This window comes from Steroidobacter agaridevorans (genome assembly GCF_009932555.1).
GTDB lineage: Bacteria > Pseudomonadota > Gammaproteobacteria > Steroidobacterales > Steroidobacteraceae > Steroidobacter > Steroidobacter agaridevorans.
Genome location: NZ_BLJO01000004.1, coordinates 384,884 through 401,054 on the forward strand (window position 1 = coordinate 384,884; position 16,171 = coordinate 401,054).

12 protein-coding genes are annotated in these 16,171 nt (G+C 62.6%); 7 read left to right on the top strand and 5 right to left on the bottom strand.

Translation table 11 applies throughout. The features are described from left to right. Positions 1-32 precede the first annotated feature (32 nt). Positions 33-617 (bottom strand): porin family protein, encoded by a 585-nt coding sequence (locus tag GYH35_RS16305; RefSeq protein ID WP_161810979.1) that lies wholly within the window; start codon positions 615-617, stop codon positions 33-35. A 287-nt stretch (positions 618-904) separates the two neighbouring features. Here GYH35_RS16305 and GYH35_RS16310 point away from each other — a divergent pair, with 287 nt between their 5' ends. Further along, positions 905-3,859 carry a sensor histidine kinase gene (locus GYH35_RS16310; protein WP_161810980.1) on the top strand — a complete coding sequence of 985 codons (2,955 nt, stop codon included), beginning with the start codon at positions 905-907 and terminating at the stop codon, positions 3,857-3,859. A 15-nt stretch (positions 3,860-3,874) separates the two neighbouring features. Continuing rightward, complete coding sequence (locus GYH35_RS16315) at positions 3,875-4,075, top strand: DUF2905 domain-containing protein (protein ID WP_161810981.1); 201 nt, start codon at positions 3,875-3,877, stop codon at positions 4,073-4,075. 18 nt (positions 4,076-4,093) lie between these two features. On the opposite strand, the gene GYH35_RS16320 is transcribed toward GYH35_RS16315, so the two are convergent. Beyond that, a complete protein-coding gene (locus GYH35_RS16320) occupies positions 4,094-5,038 on the bottom strand; it encodes a TonB-dependent receptor (protein ID WP_161810982.1) in 945 nt (314 codons plus the stop codon). Positions 5,039-5,132: 94 nt separating this feature from the next. Between GYH35_RS16320 and uvrA the strand changes: the two genes are divergently transcribed. Beyond that, the gene (gene uvrA, locus GYH35_RS16325; protein ID WP_161810983.1) at positions 5,133-7,667 is read left to right on the top strand and encodes an excinuclease ABC subunit UvrA; all 2,535 of its coding nucleotides are present in this window, start codon (positions 5,133-5,135) and stop codon (positions 7,665-7,667) included. 1 nt (position 7,668) lies between these two features. Here uvrA and GYH35_RS16330 read toward each other — a convergent pair whose 3' ends face one another. Further along, the gene (locus tag GYH35_RS16330; RefSeq protein ID WP_161810984.1) at positions 7,669-8,226 is read right to left on the bottom strand and encodes a cysteine hydrolase family protein; all 558 of its coding nucleotides are present in this window, start codon (positions 8,224-8,226) and stop codon (positions 7,669-7,671) included. Between the two features lie 68 nt (positions 8,227-8,294). Between GYH35_RS16330 and GYH35_RS16335 the strand changes: the two genes are divergently transcribed. Next, a complete protein-coding gene (locus GYH35_RS16335; protein WP_161810985.1) occupies positions 8,295-8,885 on the top strand; it encodes a diguanylate cyclase in 591 nt (196 codons plus the stop codon). Here GYH35_RS16335 and GYH35_RS16340 read toward each other — a convergent pair. Then, a complete protein-coding gene (locus tag GYH35_RS16340) occupies positions 8,858-9,322 on the bottom strand; it encodes a DUF2269 family protein (RefSeq protein ID WP_161810986.1) in 465 nt (154 codons plus the stop codon). The two genes, GYH35_RS16335 and GYH35_RS16340, sit on opposite strands and share 28 nt — an antisense overlap. Next, positions 9,304-10,578: an NAD(P)H-binding protein gene (locus tag GYH35_RS16345; protein WP_161828982.1), complete on the bottom strand. Its 1,275-nt coding sequence runs from the start codon at positions 10,576-10,578 to the stop codon at positions 9,304-9,306. Before GYH35_RS16345 ends, GYH35_RS16340 begins: the two co-directional genes overlap by 19 nt. A gap of 35 nt (positions 10,579-10,613) precedes the next feature. Here GYH35_RS16345 and GYH35_RS16350 point away from each other — a divergent pair, with 35 nt between their 5' ends. The 3 genes from GYH35_RS16350 to GYH35_RS16360 all read left to right on the top strand — a co-directional run bounded on the left by GYH35_RS16350 (position 10,614) and on the right by GYH35_RS16360 (position 16,158). Further along, positions 10,614-11,150, top strand: coding sequence for a hypothetical protein (locus tag GYH35_RS16350; RefSeq protein ID WP_161810988.1), 537 nt, complete (start codon positions 10,614-10,616; stop codon positions 11,148-11,150). Positions 11,151-11,279: 129 nt separating this feature from the next. Continuing rightward, complete coding sequence (locus tag GYH35_RS16355; protein WP_161810989.1) at positions 11,280-13,037, top strand: thiamine pyrophosphate-dependent enzyme; 1,758 nt, start codon at positions 11,280-11,282, stop codon at positions 13,035-13,037. A gap of 229 nt (positions 13,038-13,266) precedes the next feature. Further along, positions 13,267-16,158: a TonB-dependent receptor gene (locus tag GYH35_RS16360; RefSeq protein WP_161810990.1), complete on the top strand. Its 2,892-nt coding sequence runs from the start codon at positions 13,267-13,269 to the stop codon at positions 16,156-16,158. Positions 16,159-16,171 lie beyond the last annotated feature (13 nt).

Consider the following 16,171-nt stretch of genomic DNA (forward strand, 5'->3'; position numbering starts at 1 on the left):
ATGGCCCGGCGCGAGCTGACGCTCGATCGCAATCAGAACTTGAACAGTCCGCTCACCGACAGCATGGTGAAGTCGCCATCCGAGAAGGAAATCGCTTCGTATTCGGCGCGCAGCTCGAACTGCGAGCCGACGTTGAGCGCGGCGCCGAGGCCGTAAGCCACATCGTCGTCGCTCACCTCTGCCTCGCCGTCATCGATCACGTCGCCGTTCACGCGGCCCGTGATCTCGGCATCGTACGAAGCGAGACCGAGCTTGCCGTACACAGCGAACATTTCGCCCAGCGGTATGCGGCCGATCGCCGAGGCGATCAGGCCGGTCACGCCGACATCGAGCGTGCCCCTGGCGCCAGGCAGGGCGATGACGGTCTCTTCCGGATTGCCGCCGTCCAAGTAGCTGGCTTCAAGCGCGAAATACTGGTTGAAGTTGTAACCGCCGAACACTTTGAACGCCGTGTCGTCCGCGTCGAATTTGAAACCGTCGAAGTCCGTGTCGAGCTCGACCGTCGCCGTGCCGACGCCCACGCCCGCATAGAAGCCCGGCTGCATTTCGGCAAGAACGTTCGAGCTCGCGAGCAAGCCGAGCAGAGCCAAACCGTTCAAAGCCATTCGCTTACGCATTTTAGAAACTCTCCCTTGATGCGCCCCAGGCGTGAGCACCCCGCTCTCGGCTGCTGAGGGCGGGCGAAGTATGCCGAGGGACATTACATACAGTCGCATCGGAGGGCTTGCAGCGCTTTCAAACTGAGAGGCCCATCACGAGTTGCATATGGCGAACGATTGTGCTCAGCCGGACTGTTCCGCGCCGGCCCGGCCGCCGGGCGTTGTCCACAAATTGTCTGCTTAATGACCGGGCGTCCTGATATGCTGCCGGCCGGCTTCGGCGCGGATGTTCATCGGGTCGTGTGATGTTTTCTCTCTGGCGCAGCATTGGCTGCACCTTGATTCTCTTGCTGCTTGGTTTTCCCGCTGGGGCGCTCGATCGCAGTCGCTCGCTGCAGCAGTTTCATCACACCAGTTGGAAGGTCAACGAGGGCGCGCCCGGTCAGATCTCCGCGCTGGCCCAGACCGATGACGGCTATCTGTGGCTGGCCGCTCCCGATGCGTTGTATCGCTTCGACGGTGTGCGCTTCGAAGCCATCGCCGATGACATCGTCCCCGCGACCACCATCCAGTCGTTGCATGCCGCGAACGGCGGGCTGTGGATCGGGTATCAACGCAACGGCGTCAGCTTCCTGAAGGACGGTCGCGCACGGCACTACGATCAAAACGACGGTCTGCCGTTCGGCACGGCCATGAGCCTGCAAAGCGACGTCCAGGGCAACGTGTGGCTTGCCACTTCGAACGGTCTGGCTCGCTTCGACGGCCAGCGTTGGCAGAAGATGGCGCCGGATCCCGCTCTGCCGGAGCAGGAAGGGCGCGCGATGTTTCTCGATCGGGACCGTACGCTGTGGGTCGCGATCAGGGATCGAGTGTTCTATCTGCGGCCCGGTGCACAGACGTTTCAGGATAGCGGCGAGCGCGTCGGATTCGCGGGGCGTTTCGCGCAAGCGCCCGATGGCAGAATCTGGCTGGCTGAAGCGGACGGCTCGACTCGTCCATTGCGCCTGCCGGGCGAGAAGGCGGCGCCTGCTGCGAAGATCGACGTTCAATCGGCGGGAATTCTGTTCGACCGCGACGGTGCATTGTGGATCTCCGGTCTCGGCAGCGGCATGCATCGTCAATCACGAGCCGGCGCGCCGCTAGAAACGTTCACTCGCAAGGAGGGCTTGAGCGCCGACTATGCCTGGCCGGTGCTCGAGGATCGCGAAGGCAATATCTGGGTAGGCACCAGCGGCGGGCTGGATCGCTTTCGTTACTCCGCTCTGGTCAAAGCGCCTTTCCCGGCGGGCACGCACGACTTTGCACTGGTGCCCGGCGAGCGCGGCGATGTCTGGGCGGGCTCGACGACTCATCCGTTGATGAAGCTGCATGGCGAGCAGGTCTCCATGCATGGACCCGAGCTGCGCGTCACTGCCAGCTATCGAGATCGGTCAGGCTCAGTGTGGCTCGGCGGTCCGAAAGGAATCTGGCGAGTCGTCAGCGGTGCGCCGAAACTGGTCGCAGCGCTGCCAAATGGCATAGAGGACGATGTTCAGGCGCTGGTGGCGGATCAGGCTGGCGTCGTGTGGGCGTCGATTCAGAGTGCTCCCGGCCTCTGGAAATATGAGAACAATCGCTGGGCGAATATCGCCAACCCTTCGGGAATCGAAGCTCGCCGTGTGCCGCGGACATTCTTGATCGATTCGCAAGATCGGCTCTGGAGCGCGTATGCGAACAACAGTCTGGTGAGAGCCGACGCGTCAAGCGTGCGCGTCTATGCGCAGAACGATGGGTTGTCGGTCGGCGACGTGCTGGCGCTGTTCGAAGGCCGGCGCGGCCTTTGGATTGCCGGCGAGAAGGGCCTGCAGCTGATGCATTCGGATCGTTTGCAGTCCGTGAGCGTCGCGGATCGAAAGGCGCTGCTGGGCGTTTCCGGTGTCGTTGAAACGAATCAGGGAGATCTTTGGCTGCATACGATGGGCGGCATCCTGCGCATCGAGGCGGCGGAGCTGGACCGGGCAATTCAAGATCCGCAGCACGCCGCGCGCTTCGAGCGCTTCGACTATCTCGATGGGCTGGTCGGCCGGCCGACACTGCTGCGACCGCTGCCGACGATGATTCAAGGCGATGACGGCCGGCTCTGGTTCGCTACCGACGATGGCGTCGTCTGGATCGATCCGCAACACATCGCTCGCAATCCGCAGGTGCCCTCGATTGCGATCACGTCCTTGAGCATCCAAGGATCCAGGCAGCAGCTCACGCCTGGGATTCAGCTGCCGGTCGGTACGCGCAATCTCGAAATCGATTTCGCAGTGCTCAGCCTTTCGATGCCAGAGCGTGCGCATGCGCGCTACCAACTCGAAGGATTGGATGACGGGTGGCGCGACGTCGGCGCGCGTCGGCAGGCCATGTTCACCAATCTCGGGCCCGGAGACTATCGTTTCCGAGTCATCGGCTCGAACAATGACGGCGTATGGAACGAGGAGGGCGCGTCGCTCGCGTTCGCCATCCTGCCGGCGTTCTATCAAACGGACTGGTTCCGAGTGCTGGCCATACTCGCGGCGCTGTTGGTGCTCGCCGGCTTGTATCAGCTGCGGATGCGTCAGTTTTCCAAGCGTATGCACGATCGACTCGCCGAGCGAATGGCGGAACGAGAGCGCATCGCGCGCGAGTTGCACGACACGCTGCTGCAAGGGTTCCAAGGCTTGATCCTGCGGTTCCAATCCGTCGTGGATCGCATTCCGCCGCAGGAACCGGCGCGGCAACTCCTGGAAAGCGCGCTCGAGCGAGCCGACCAGGTCCTGGTCGATGGACGCGATCGGGTGCGCGATTTACGTTCGTCAGAGTCCGCTGACGGCGATCTGGCCGACGCATTCAAACAAGCCGCGCAGGAAGTCGCCGGCGGCAACACGACGGTCGAGCTGCAGATCGTCGAGTTCGGGACAATGCGTCGACTGCATCCCATCGTGCGTGACGAAGCGTATTGGATCGGTCGCGAGGCCCTGCTCAACGCTTTGCGTCACGCGCACGCGAAGTCCATCGAAGTCGAAGTTCACTACGAGCCTCGCGAGTTGCGCGTCAATGTCCGCGATGACGGCCGTGGCATTCCGGACGACGTGCTCGAATCCGGCGGCCGGGACGGGCGTTGGGGTTTGATCGGGATGCGCGAGCGCGCTCAAAAAATCCGTGGCCGACTCGAGATCTGGAGCAGCGGCAATGCCGGCACCGAGGTCCAACTTCGCGTGCCTCGTGCAATCGCCTATGATTCGGGGCGAAAGTAGGACGTGGAGAACGTCATGCAACGCTCACTGATCGTGCTGGGCCTGGTCATCGCCCTGGTCGGCCTCGCCTGGCCGTGGATCTCCAAGCTGCCCATCGGCCGCCTGCCCGGCGATTTCATGATCGACCGGCCGGGCTTCAAGTTGTTCTTCCCCTTGACCACCATGATCATCGTCAGCGTGCTGATCTCGGTGATCCTGATGTTCTTCAGGAAATAAATCTGTCCCCTTTTGGCTTTATTCCCTGACCGATGGCGCCCATGAGATCGACAGCAGCCAGTTGCTGTCGATGCCGCGATGAATCTTCTGCTCCAGGTACGCCTGCGTGAAGAACGTGCCTGCATCGATCGACAGATGGGCCGGCAGATAGGTAATCGTCAGGCCCAGCGTGACGGACGGATCGCCGAAGTGCTTGCCATTGCCGACATCGGCGGTGTCTCCGGAAATATCGAAGCCTGGACCGGAGATGTGTCCCTGGAATCCCCGCCGCGGCACCGGATAGGCAAGCAATGCATGCGGAGTGAACGACCAATCGCCTCGGGCGCGCGGCATTTGCAGGCCAACAAACGGCGTGAAGTGATCGTAGTGCGCATCGAAATCGATCTGGCCTTGCAGTCCGGACTGCGGACCGCTCGCGATGAGATAGTCGAAACGATAGTCCCGCAGCTCGACTCGTTGCCAGAGCAGGCCGGCGACCCAGCTATGCTCGCCGAGCCAACCTTCCGACCGATGTCGCGACCAGTACAGGCCGGCGCCGAAATCGGTCGCCGTGCCATCGAGATTGGTGAACTCGGCGTCAGCGGGCCGGTCGATGGGCGTAGTCGGCGCGAACAAGGTTTGTAATGGCCGGCTGTCGTAGTCGGCTTGCAGACGCAGGGGATCGTAGAAGCCGAAGACGCCCAGCCGACTTGCTTCACTCCAGCGTCGGCTGGCCGATAGCGAGAACATGGGCCCCGCGATGCTCAGATCTCCTGAGGTCGTGGAGGAATAGGCGCCCTGAAGTTGATACGCGGTGCTTTCTGCAGGAACGCCGAGATCCCACACCGGCAGCGTGGCATAGCGGTTGTCCATCATGGCTTCGGGCAGATGCTCTGCGACGAATTCGATGTCGTGCTCGGCGAAGGCGGGCGCAGCCATGCTCAACGCCATCGTCCCGAGCAGCGCGGCGCATTGGCGGTTCATGAGAGAATGCACGCGGGTTTCGTGACTGGGGCTTGCCTGAGGGTAGGACGGCGCGCCTGGCGAAACCAATCGCACTCACAGTCGTTATCCAACAATGAAGAAGACCGATTCACGCCTGGACGGGATGGTCCGTGTCCGCGGCGCGCGAGAGCACAATCTCAAGAACGTCGATGTAGAGATTCCACGCGATGCGCTGGTGGTGTTCACTGGCGTGTCGGGGTCGGGAAAATCCTCGCTCGCCTTCGGCACGTTGTACGCCGAGGCGCAGCGGCGTTATCTGGAGTCGGTGTCGCCGTATGCGCGGCGCTTGTTTCATCAGATGGGCGTGCCGCAGGTCGATGAGATCGACGGCTTGCCGCCGGCCGTCGCGCTTCAACAGCAGCGAGGCTCGCCGACGACGCGCTCGTCGGTGGGCAGTGTGACGATGCTGTCGAACCTGCTTCGCATGCTGTATTCGCGAGCCGGCGATTATCCGCGCGGTCAGCCGCTCCTGTACGCCGAATCGTTCTCGCCGAATACGCCGCAAGGTGCGTGTCCCACCTGTCATGGGTTGGGCAGAATTTACGATGCCACCGAAGCATCGATGGTCCCCGATCCTACGCTCAGCATTCGCGAGCGAGCCATTGCCGCGTGGCCGCCGGCATGGCACGGGCAGAACTTGCGAGACATCGCGGTCACGCTGGGCTTCGACATCGACAAGCCCTGGCGCGAGTTGGCCAAGAAAGATCGCGACTGGCTGCTGTTCACGGACGAGCAGCCGACGGTGCCGGTGTATGCAGGTTATGAACCGCACGAGGTGCGTCGCGCGTTGAAGCGCAAGGAAGAGCCGAGCTATCAGGGAACGTTCACTGGCGCGCGACGCTACGTTCTGCACACGTTTGCGAACACGGAAAGCCCGCTGATGAAGAAGCGGGTTTCGCAGTATCTGGTCAGCACCGACTGTCCGCTGTGCAAAGGCAAGCGGCTGAAGCTCGAAGCACTGGCAGTGAAGTTTGCCGATCTCGACATCGCGCAGATGTCCGGCCTGCCGCTGAAGGAGCTTGCGAAGCTCCTGCAGCCGTATGCGTCGGGCACGGCGCCCCGCTGGCGCAAGCTCGAAGCCGAGCATCCGGAAAAGGCGTTAGTCACTCAACGCATCGTCCAGGATCTCGAAGCCCGCGTCGCCGTGATGCTCAATTTGGGGCTGGGTTATCTGTCGCTAGAGCGCAGTACGCCCACACTGTCGCCCGGCGAGTTGCAACGGCTCAGGCTGGCCACTCAAGTGCGGTCGAATCTGTTCGGGGTCGTGTATGTACTCGATGAGCCGTCCGCAGGGCTGCATCCCGCGGATACCAAAGCGCTACTGGCGGCGCTGGATCAGCTGAAGCAGGCGGGCAACTCGCTGTTCGTCGTCGAGCACGAGCTCGATGTGATCCGTCATGCCGATTGGATCGTCGATGTCGGCCCAGCCGCGGGGGAGCACGGCGGACAGATCTTGTTCAGCGGTCCACCCAAAGGTCTGGCGTCGGTCGAGGCATCGCACACGCGTCGCTTCTTGTTCTCCGAGTTCAAGCTGCCGCCGCGCGAGCCGAGAGCGCCGCGCGAATGGTTGAAACTCAGCGGTGTGACTCGAAACAACTTGCAGGAGCTCGATGCGCAGTTCCCGCTGGGCTTGTTGACCAGCGTCACCGGGGTGTCGGGCTCGGGCAAGTCGACGCTGGTGAGCCAGGTGTTGGTTGAACTGGTTGCCACGCATCTCGGCCAGGCTGTCGGGCCCGACGAAGACGAAGGCAGCGAGCTGGAGCGGACGGTCGTGCACACGCTGGGTGGCAAGATCACGGCCGGCATGAATCGGATCAAACGGCTGGTGCGCGTGGATCAAAAGCCGATTGGCCGTACGCCGCGGTCCAACCTTGCGACTTACACTGGACTGTTCGACTACGTCAGGAAACTTTTCGCTGCGACCAAGACGGCGCGCTCACGTCGTTACGACGCTGGCCGCTTCTCTTTCAACGTCGCGAAAGGCCGTTGCGAGACGTGCGAAGGCGAAGGCTTCGTGATGGTCGAGCTGCTGTTCCTGCCGAGCGTGTACGCGCCGTGCCCGACATGTCATGGCGCTCGCTACAACGCGCAGACGCTGGAGGTTCGATATCGCGACAAGAACATCGCCGACGTGCTGGCGATGACGGTCGATGCGGCGTGGCAGTTCTTCAACGACGAGCCGCACATTCATCGCTCGCTGGAGGTGCTTCGCGAGGTCGGGCTGGGCTATCTGCGGCTCGGGCAGGCGGCAACCGAGCTGTCCGGCGGCGAAGCTCAGCGCATCAAGCTGGCGACCGAGCTGCAGCGCCTGTCCAAAGGCGACACATTATATGTATTGGACGAGCCGACCACCGGCTTGCACCCGTCCGACGTAGAACGCCTGGTCGTGCAGCTCGAGCGCCTGGTCGAGGCGGGCAACACTGTGGTCGTGGTCGAGCACGACATGCGCGTGGTCGCGGGCGGCGATTGGGTCATCGATATGGGCCCAGGCGCGGGCGATGAAGGGGGTTCCATCGTGGCGACCGGTCTGCCCGCACAGATCGCGAAATCGAAGCGCAGCCGGACAGCGCCTTACCTCGCTGAGTTCATCGAGAGCGCGACCGCATGAGCTAGAAACGCAGCTGCCGCGAGCTCGTGACTTTCGCCATCAAGGCGTGAGAAAAGATGTACAGGGCATGTTTGGTGTCCGCCGCGGCTCCAGCGCCGATGCAGTCGGAAGGAATGACCAGTTCGAACTCGCGGACATGCGCATCCATGGCGGTAAACAACACACACTGATGGCTGGTGATGCCGGTCGCGATCAATTTGCCGATCTTCAGACGCTGCAGCAGGGTGTGCAGCGGCGTGCCGAAGAATGCGGAATGCATGGGCTTGAACATGAAGTAGTCCTCCGGCGTCGGCGCCAGCTGCTGGACTATCTCCCGCCCGCGCGATTCGGGCTGCATGCAACGATCGATGAAGGATTTCTGATCCGATTCCCACTTGCCGGCCGTGTCATTGACATAGATCACAGGGGCTCCGGCCGCGTGCGCACGCTCTCTTAGCCGGGCAATGTTCGGCGCGGCCTTGCGCGCGCTGCGCACGATGCGTTCGCCGTGCAGGTAGCGATACTCCGAGATCATGTCCAGGATCAGCAGCGCAGTGGCGGATTTGCTTCGTTTGGCCATGTGCAAAGAATGTGGCAGCGACCTGATGGTTCCTGGACACGGAACCGGACCGGCACGGGAAGAATTTCATGCATGGCAGTGGGAGCGTGGTCATGGGCCTGCAAGCCTTGTTGGAAACATTGCTGTGGTGGGGAATCTATCCACTCTGGCTGCTGGCGGGCGCGGCCGATTATCTGTGTCATCGCCGGACCGACATCGAGCACACCTCGGGCAGCGTCGAGTCCTGGTTTCATCTGCTGCAGTTCCTGGCCTTGCTGATCGCGATCGCGGCCGGTGCGCTGCTGGAGCCGAACGCGCTGGTGTTCGGCGTCATGATCGTGGCTGTGTTGGCGCACTCGGTGCTGGCGCATCTGGATGTTTCCTACACGGATGGCCAGCGCTACATCTCGCCCTTCGAGCAGCTCGTGCACGGCTTCATGGACGTGCTGCCGCTGGTAGCGGTGGCGATTTTCGGTGTGTTGCATTGGCAGGAGATCGGCAACGGGCTGAGTGGCGCCTCGTTGACTCTGCTGCGCGCGGACTCCAGCCGCCTGTTGCTGCTGGCGAGCTTTGCCACGCTAGCGGGTGTGCCCATTCTGGAAGAGTTGGCGCGAACGCTGCGCTATCGCGCCGAGCGCCGGCAACAGCGTTATCAGGCCGGCTTGGCCACCATCAAATAGAACACAACGACCAGGGCAGCGAACGCGACGATTCCCAGCGCCACCCACAGCTTCAGGAAAGTCCAATACCGCTGTGGCAATTCCGTGCCATTGGCCGCCGCTGCAATAGCCATGTCGCGCATCTTGATCTGCATCCACACGACCGGCAGCCACGCCGCACCGGCGAGGAAATACAAAGCGATCGAGGCGGCGATCCAGGTGCTCGACAGCGGAAAGCCGGCCAGATGAATCAGGTACAGGCCGGTCAGCGGTTGAATGATGATGGTCGGCGTCGTGAAAGCGTAGTCCGCGATGACCACATAGCGCACGACGGTCGCGACGATCCGGGCGTCGCGCGTCAGGCTGGTAAAGAACATGTAGAAGGCCGAGCCCAGTCCCGTGCCGAACAGCAGCGTCGAGGACAGGATGTGCAGCCACTTTACGACGAGGTATTCCATCGACGCGCTTCCAGCGTGTAGAGCAGATAAATGGCGGCGAGCATCACCAGGTTCTTGCTCAGCGGCCCGTACGGATGCAGCCAGAACTCGGGCAGCTTGAACGTAATGATCAGCGTGTAGCCGCCGATGATCGCCAGCTGCAACAGCCACAACCATCGCCGGCGGCGCAGGAGCATTGTGCCAATGCCGACCAGCAGATCGAGCACGGCGGCGCCATAGAGCATCACTGGCGCCAGCGCGCCGGTGATGCCGACGCGAGCGAGTAGTTCGTAGCTGTCCTGCGTAGGGTACAAACCCAGCGATACGATGCCTGTCCAGATCCAGACCAGCGCGATGCTGAATCTCAGCAGCGGCAGCAACCAGGCCAATTGAGCAGCCATCAGCAGTGCATCGCGTTGGTCGTCGCCGATCAACTGTTCGGTCGCTCGCGGCGGACGGCCGAGCAGTCGTTTTGTGTCGTCGGGCGGAGCCGTGTTGCCGGCGTTGAGCATGGACAATGTTTCTCGATCCAGTAGCGAACCAGGCAAATGCTCCGCGACCGCGGCAGACGCTCGCATGATGCCGGCGGGAATGCTCATGAACCTTGCGTGAGGCAATTGTAGCCGCGCGCGTAACTGTTGCAGAAAATCTTTCAGGCTGATCGGCGCCGGCCCCACCAACGCGACGCGCCGTCGGTCCGTTGCAGAACTTTCGATGATTTCTTCAATGGCGGCGACGGCGTCGTCGATGTGAATCGGCTGAACCTGCTGATGTCCGCCGCCAGGCAACGGTACGATGGGCAGGCTCGCGAGCAGTGTGAACAGTGTGGCGCTCGAGCCGCCCGCGCCGAAGACGAGCGACGGCTGGACGATGATCCAGTGGATCGGCAGTGCTGCCAGATACTGATCTGCCGCATGTTTGCTCGTGAAATACCTGGTGCTGCCCCGGTCGGCGCCGAGCGCGGAGATTTGCACTACCTTCTTAACCCCCGCTTCCTCACATGCGGCGAACAAAGCCTGTGGGGCTCGCGTATGGATGTTCTCGAAAGTCTGATTGCCGCGCTCTCGAAGAATACCGACGGCATTGACGACCACGTCGACGCCGGCGAGTCGAGGCGCCCAGATCTCAGGAGTCAGATCACGAGTGAAGTCGGCCGCAATCGCGTCCGCTCCGGCGGCGTGACGACCGGTAGTAACAACCCGATGGCCAGCCGCACGCAGTGCTCCGGTCAGCCGGCGACCGATGAACCCTGTGGCGCCAGTGATGAGGATGACCATGACGGAACCCGGAACCTGCCTGCGAGGTTGAACTGATGATGTTCAGCAAGGTTCCGTATCGCAAGCAGATTCACCGGTTCGCCCAATGGCGCAAGCCGCGACGTTCCATGGTGAAACGAGTGGCAAGCGACGCCGTCGTTTCTGGAAGCGCAGCGAGTGTGGCGTCCGCGGCGACGTTGATGGCATGCAGTAAGCTGCACGAGGGCAGTGCGGCCGGTGGATTGAATGGTCCGAGTCAGTGGCTGTGGGGAGAGTCTGAAGCTTATACCCGCGAGGCAACGCTGCGTCACACAGCCGCCGGCTACGCAATTCATCACGCCACGTCGATCTTCTGGGCCATGTTGCACGAGGCTGTGTTTGGTGGCAGTCGGCGCAGCAAGCCTCCGATACAACATTGCGCCGAAGCGGCAGCCAGCGCGGCCACCGCATATTTCGTCGATTACCATCTAACGCCGCGCCGGCTTCGGCCGGGATTCGAGAAGCACGTGAGCTCGAAAGGGATGGTTGCGGTGTACGCTGCCTTTGCCGCGGGCCTTGCCATCGCGGCCATCGCGCGCGACCGCCGACGATAGCTGTTGTTGTACAACTTCAACCTGCGTGACATCGTCGCTCTCTGACAGCGCCCATTCCAGGAACAAACATTCCCGGAACAATGCGCGCCGACTCGTGCATTGCTGACAGATGAGTCGAAGGAGATTCTCATGAGCAATGCCGCCGACTTGCTGATCCAAACGCTGGCGAACTGCGGTGTCGATACGATCTACGGCCTGCCCGGCGACGGCATCAACGGCATCATGGAGGCGATCCGCACTCATCCGGACCAGATGCGCTTCATCCAGGTGCGGCACGAGGAATCGGCGGCCTTCATGGCAACCGCGCATGCGAAGCTCACGGGCCGCCTCGGTTGTTGTCTCGCTACCAGCGGCCCAGGCGGCGTGCATTTGCTCAACGGCCTGTATGACGCGAAAGGGGACGGCGCCGCCGTGATCGCGATCACCGGTCTGCCGTATCACGATCTCATCGACACCTATACACAACAGGATGTGGATCAATCGCGCTTGTTTGCTGACGTCGCGGTCTACAGCACTCGGGTGATGAGTGCGGCGCATGTGGAGAACGTCGTGACGCTCGCGTGTCGCTCGGCACTGTCGAAGCGCGGCGTCGCGCATTTGTCGATTCCTGTCGATGTGCAAGAGGAAAAGCTGGAGGAAGCCGATCCGTCCACGCGCAACAAGCCGCATCACACCTCTGTGGTGTCTGCGGAAGGCTTGCAGCTGCCCCAGCTCGACCAGGTGGAGCGAGCGGCAGAATTGCTGAACTCGGCATCGAGAGTTGCGATCCTTGCCGGCCGAGGCGCCGCGGGTGCGCAGGAGGAGTTGCTTCGTACGGCAGACCTGCTCGGTGCGCCGATCGTCAAAGCGCTGTTGGGCAAGGCGGTTGTGCCGGACACGCATCCTCTGACCACGGGTGGTATTGGCTTGCTCGGCACGCGTCCTTCGCATGAAGCGATGGAACAATGCGACGCGTTGCTGATCGTCGGCTCGACCTTTCCCTATATCGAGTACTACCCCAAACCTGGCCAGGCGCGCGTCGTGCAGATCGACTGCGACGCTGCTCGCATCGGGCTGCGAGCGCCGGCCGAAGTCGGATTGGTGGGCGATGCGCGTGCCGTGCTGGAAATGCTCAACGCCAGGTTGCGACGACAGGAGTCGCGCGAGTTCCTGCAACGAGCTCAGGATGGGATGAGGGAGTGGCGTCGGGTGTTGCGCGAATCGGCGATGACCGATCAGCATCCGATGAAGCCGGGCCGCGCCGCTATCGAGCTGAGCGAGCGGCTCGCCGACGATGCCATCGTCGCGTGGGACTCCGGGCACAACACCGGTCTGTGCGCACGTTATATCGATGCCGTCGGCGAGCAAATATTCTTCGGCTCCGGAATGATGGCGTCGATGGGCTGCGCCGTGCCGTATGCAATCGCGGCGGCGCTGATCCATCCGCAGCGCCAGGTCGTCGCGTTCGTCGGCGACGGCGGCTTGAGCATGTTGCTGGGCGAGCTGGCCACGATCGTGCGTTACGGTCTGTCGATCAAGGTGGTCGTGATCAAGAACAACACGCTCGGCCAGATCAAATGGGAACAAATGATGTTCCTCGGCAACCCCGAGTATGAGTGCGACCTGCAGCCCATCGATTTCGCGGCTGTCGCGGACGCCATGGGCATCAAAGGCTATCGGGTCGTGCTGCCGGAGGACTGCGGCTATGTGCTCGAGCAGGCCTTGTCGCACGCCGGGCCGGCGCTGGTCGAAATGAATGTCGATCCGAACGAACCGCTATTGCCGCCCAAGCGCGTCGCGAAGTACGCGGACAATATGGAACATGCGCTCGCGCAGGGTACGGCCGGCGCTCACGAGATTCGTCAGTCCCTGCAAGAGCAGCCTTCCCGGAGCATGTTGCAGTCGTAGCAGCTCACGCCGCGATTTCGCAACGCGATTGATCAATTCAGGCGGGCGGCCGACCTGAGGCGGCGATGCGCTACCTTTGAAATTCAGGTTGCGCATCCAGCACCGATATCCCAACATCGGATGTAACAACGATCCGGAATCGGTGCGGGACTGGCCTCCTCCAGCAATGACCAAATTATGTCGCGGCCGAAATGCGGGTGTGGCGGCGGGGCTTCTGCTGGGAACGCTTTTGTTCATATTCACTCGTTCCGCGACGGCCGAAGACGAAGCTCGCTCCCGACAATATGAGTTCGACATTCCGCGTACGTCGCGGACCCTGGCGCTGCATGAGCTGAGTCGCCAGGCGGGCGGCCTGCTGGTCGCGTACTTGAGCTCCGACGATGAGGAAGAGCAGAGTCTGGTCGGGCCGGTGAAGGGGCGGCTCACGGTCGATGAGGTCTTGCGGGTCCTGCTGCGCTCGTCGCAGCTCGGGTCGCGCTGGATCGAGGACCGCATGGTGTCGGTCGAGCCCAGGCCGCCCACCGAGGCCACGGTCGAATTGCCTTCCGAAGCCGTCGCCCGGAGCTTGTCCTATTCGAGTGGCTTCGATCTGTCGCGGTTCGAGCCCGAAGAGGTGCTGGTGCTCGGCTGGCCGATCCGGGATCTGACGCTGTCGGTAGCGCCCGCGGTCGTCATGGAAAGTGACGAACTGGAGGCCATCGGCGCGTCCACCTTGCCGGACGTGCTGCGTTATTTGTCACAAAGCGCTTACTCGCGGCCCGAAGGCTACCGCGCCAGCGGCGCCCAGTATGCGGAGATGCGTGGACTGGGTCCGGACACGGCGCTGATTCTCATCAACGGGCGGCGGGCCTTCCCCAGCGCCAACAGCCTGGCGTCCAGCGCATTCGATCTGAATTCCATCCCGGTCACCGCGGTGGAGCGCATCGAATTTCTGCTGGACTCGGCCGCGGCGGCTTATGGCAGCGATGCGATTGGCGGCGTGATCAACATCGTGTTACGTGACAAGGTCGCCCAGCCCACCGTCGAGCTGCGTTATGGCGGTACAGATGGGGGCGCAGAGCAGGAGCGGGTCACGCTCTCCGCCGGCCTGAACAAAGATCGGTTTCATGGCGCCATCGTGTTCGACTACTTCGACATCGGCGGTCTGCTTGGCGAGGAGCGGAGCCTGTGGCGCGATCAGGATTTTCGGCGCTATGGCGGGCGTGACCATCGCTCGCCAATCAGCAGCCCGGGCAATGTCAGCTCGTTGAGCGGCAACCTGCCTGGGCTGTCCGCGCCCATTGCCGCCGTCCCTCGGGTGGACAGCACGCCGGGCACGACCATCGACGATTTCGCCGCCACCGCCGGGCAGCCGAATCTGGAGAGCTTGCTGCGTTATTCCAGCATCGTTCCCGAGACAACACGCCGGACTGTGACAGCGACGGGCACGGCGCGGCTCACGGACCAGATCACCGCGACCGGCGAGTTGCTCTATGTGAATCGCGACTCTACTTATTACTATGCGCCGCCGGTGCTGGCGAGCATGCCCGTGCCGGGTCCGAGTCCGCTGAGCACCGGCAATCCATACAATCCTTTCGGTCGCACCGTGCGGATCAATCGCTTGCTCACGGAATATCCGTCGCAAGTGCAGTCCGTCGATTCGGAGTGGCTGCGCTGGGTAGTGGGCCTGCATGGCGACTGGGATCGTTGGAGCTGGGAAGTATCGGCGCTGCGCTCGGATGAACAAGCGACTGCCACGCTCGACAACGCTCTGGATCCGTTGGCGGCGCTGCGCGCGTTGGCGAATCCCGATCCAGCGTTGGCGCTGAATCCTTTCTCTTCCGGCCCGATCGGCAGTGAGACGTTGCTGGCGAGCTTGCGTTTACCGCCGGACGTGGATGAGTTCAGTTCCGGCGGCCAGCAGTTCACGGGATTCTTGCAAGGCCCGATCTGGACTTTGCCCGGCGGTCCCGTCACTGCGGTGTTGGGCGCCGAGTGGCGCTCCGAGATGATGCGAGCTTCGAACGAAGTCGCGCGCTCGTTCGATCGCGATCGTGACATTGTCTCGGGCTTCGCCCAGCTGCGTGTTCCTTTCGTTAACGACAAGCTGCGCGCGACATTGCCCGGTCTGCGCGAGCTGATGTTCACCGCCGGCACTCGCTTGGACGATTACAGCGAGTTCGGGCACGTGCTGCGCTCACAAATGGGCTTGCTGTGGAAGCCGCATCGTGACTTGAGCGTGCGTGTGTCTGGCGGCAGCAGCTTCCGGCCACCGTCGTTGTATGAATTGTATCTGCCGCGAATCTCGGTGGTGGCGCCGGTGACAGATCCCGCGCGCCGCGAGTTGGCCGCCGTCACATTGACCATGGGGGGCAACACCGATCTCGAGCCGGTCACCGCACGATCGCTGACCGCCGGCCTGGTGTTCAGTCCAGACTCGGCGTGGAACTGGAATATTTCCGCCGACTGGTGGCGCATCGATATGAAGAACCGCGTCGTATCGCTGTCGCCGCAGGTGATGCTGGCCCACGAGGCGCTGTTCCAAGACCGCATCGTGCGCGATCAGTCCACCGATGCGGAGCGGCCCGGCGTACTGCGGGCCATCGACGCGTCACGCATCAACATCGGCGGCGTCAAGACCGCCGGCGTGGATCTCGGCATCAAAGCAGATTTCCTGACCGAGCTCGGACGCTTCACGCCCGAGTTGCAGGCGACGTGGTTCGATCGATTCGAGTCCAGCGATGTGCCGGGCCAGGCGCCGGTCGAGCGCGTCGATCTGGCAAGCGAGCTGGGTTCCATTCTCGACTGGCGCGCGGTCCTGTCATTGAGATGGAAGCGCGGAGCGTTCGGCGCCGCCATGTTCGCGCGATACACCCCTTCTTATGACGATGCCATTGCCGGCGTACGCACCGGCCGAACTATCGACGCGCAGACTTTGTTCGATCTGCAGGGCTCCTTGGACTTCGGCCTGTTGTATGGCGGCGAGTCGCGACTGCATGGACTGAAGCTTTGGGCCGGGGCGGTCAACGTGTTCGATGAGCCGCCCAGCTTTGCCGATGTCGGCGACGCCAGCGGCTTCGACTCGTCGCACAGCGAGCTGAAGCAGCGCTCTTATTACATCCGTCTTGAAAAGGAATTCTAGGCCCATTGGCCCA

Coding starts and splice junctions, on each gene's coding strand:
- GYH35_RS16305 (WP_161810979.1), bottom strand. CDS start 617: ATGCGTAAGCGAATGGCTTTGAACGGTTTGGCTCTGCTCGGCTTGCTC.
- GYH35_RS16310 (WP_161810980.1), top strand. CDS start 905: ATGTTTTCTCTCTGGCGCAGCATTGGCTGCACCTTGATTCTCTTGCTG.
- GYH35_RS16315 (WP_161810981.1), top strand. CDS start 3,875: ATGCAACGCTCACTGATCGTGCTGGGCCTGGTCATCGCCCTGGTCGGC.
- GYH35_RS16320 (WP_161810982.1), bottom strand. CDS start 5,038: ATGAACCGCCAATGCGCCGCGCTGCTCGGGACGATGGCGTTGAGCATG.
- uvrA (WP_161810983.1), top strand. CDS start 5,133: ATGAAGAAGACCGATTCACGCCTGGACGGGATGGTCCGTGTCCGCGGC.
- GYH35_RS16330 (WP_161810984.1), bottom strand. CDS start 8,226: ATGGCCAAACGAAGCAAATCCGCCACTGCGCTGCTGATCCTGGACATG.
- GYH35_RS16335 (WP_161810985.1), top strand. CDS start 8,295: ATGCATGGCAGTGGGAGCGTGGTCATGGGCCTGCAAGCCTTGTTGGAA.
- GYH35_RS16340 (WP_161810986.1), bottom strand. CDS start 9,322: ATGGAATACCTCGTCGTAAAGTGGCTGCACATCCTGTCCTCGACGCTG.
- GYH35_RS16345 (WP_161828982.1), bottom strand. CDS start 10,578: ATGGTCATCCTCATCACTGGCGCCACAGGGTTCATCGGTCGCCGGCTG.
- GYH35_RS16350 (WP_161810988.1), top strand. CDS start 10,614: ATGATGTTCAGCAAGGTTCCGTATCGCAAGCAGATTCACCGGTTCGCC.
- GYH35_RS16355 (WP_161810989.1), top strand. CDS start 11,280: ATGAGCAATGCCGCCGACTTGCTGATCCAAACGCTGGCGAACTGCGGT.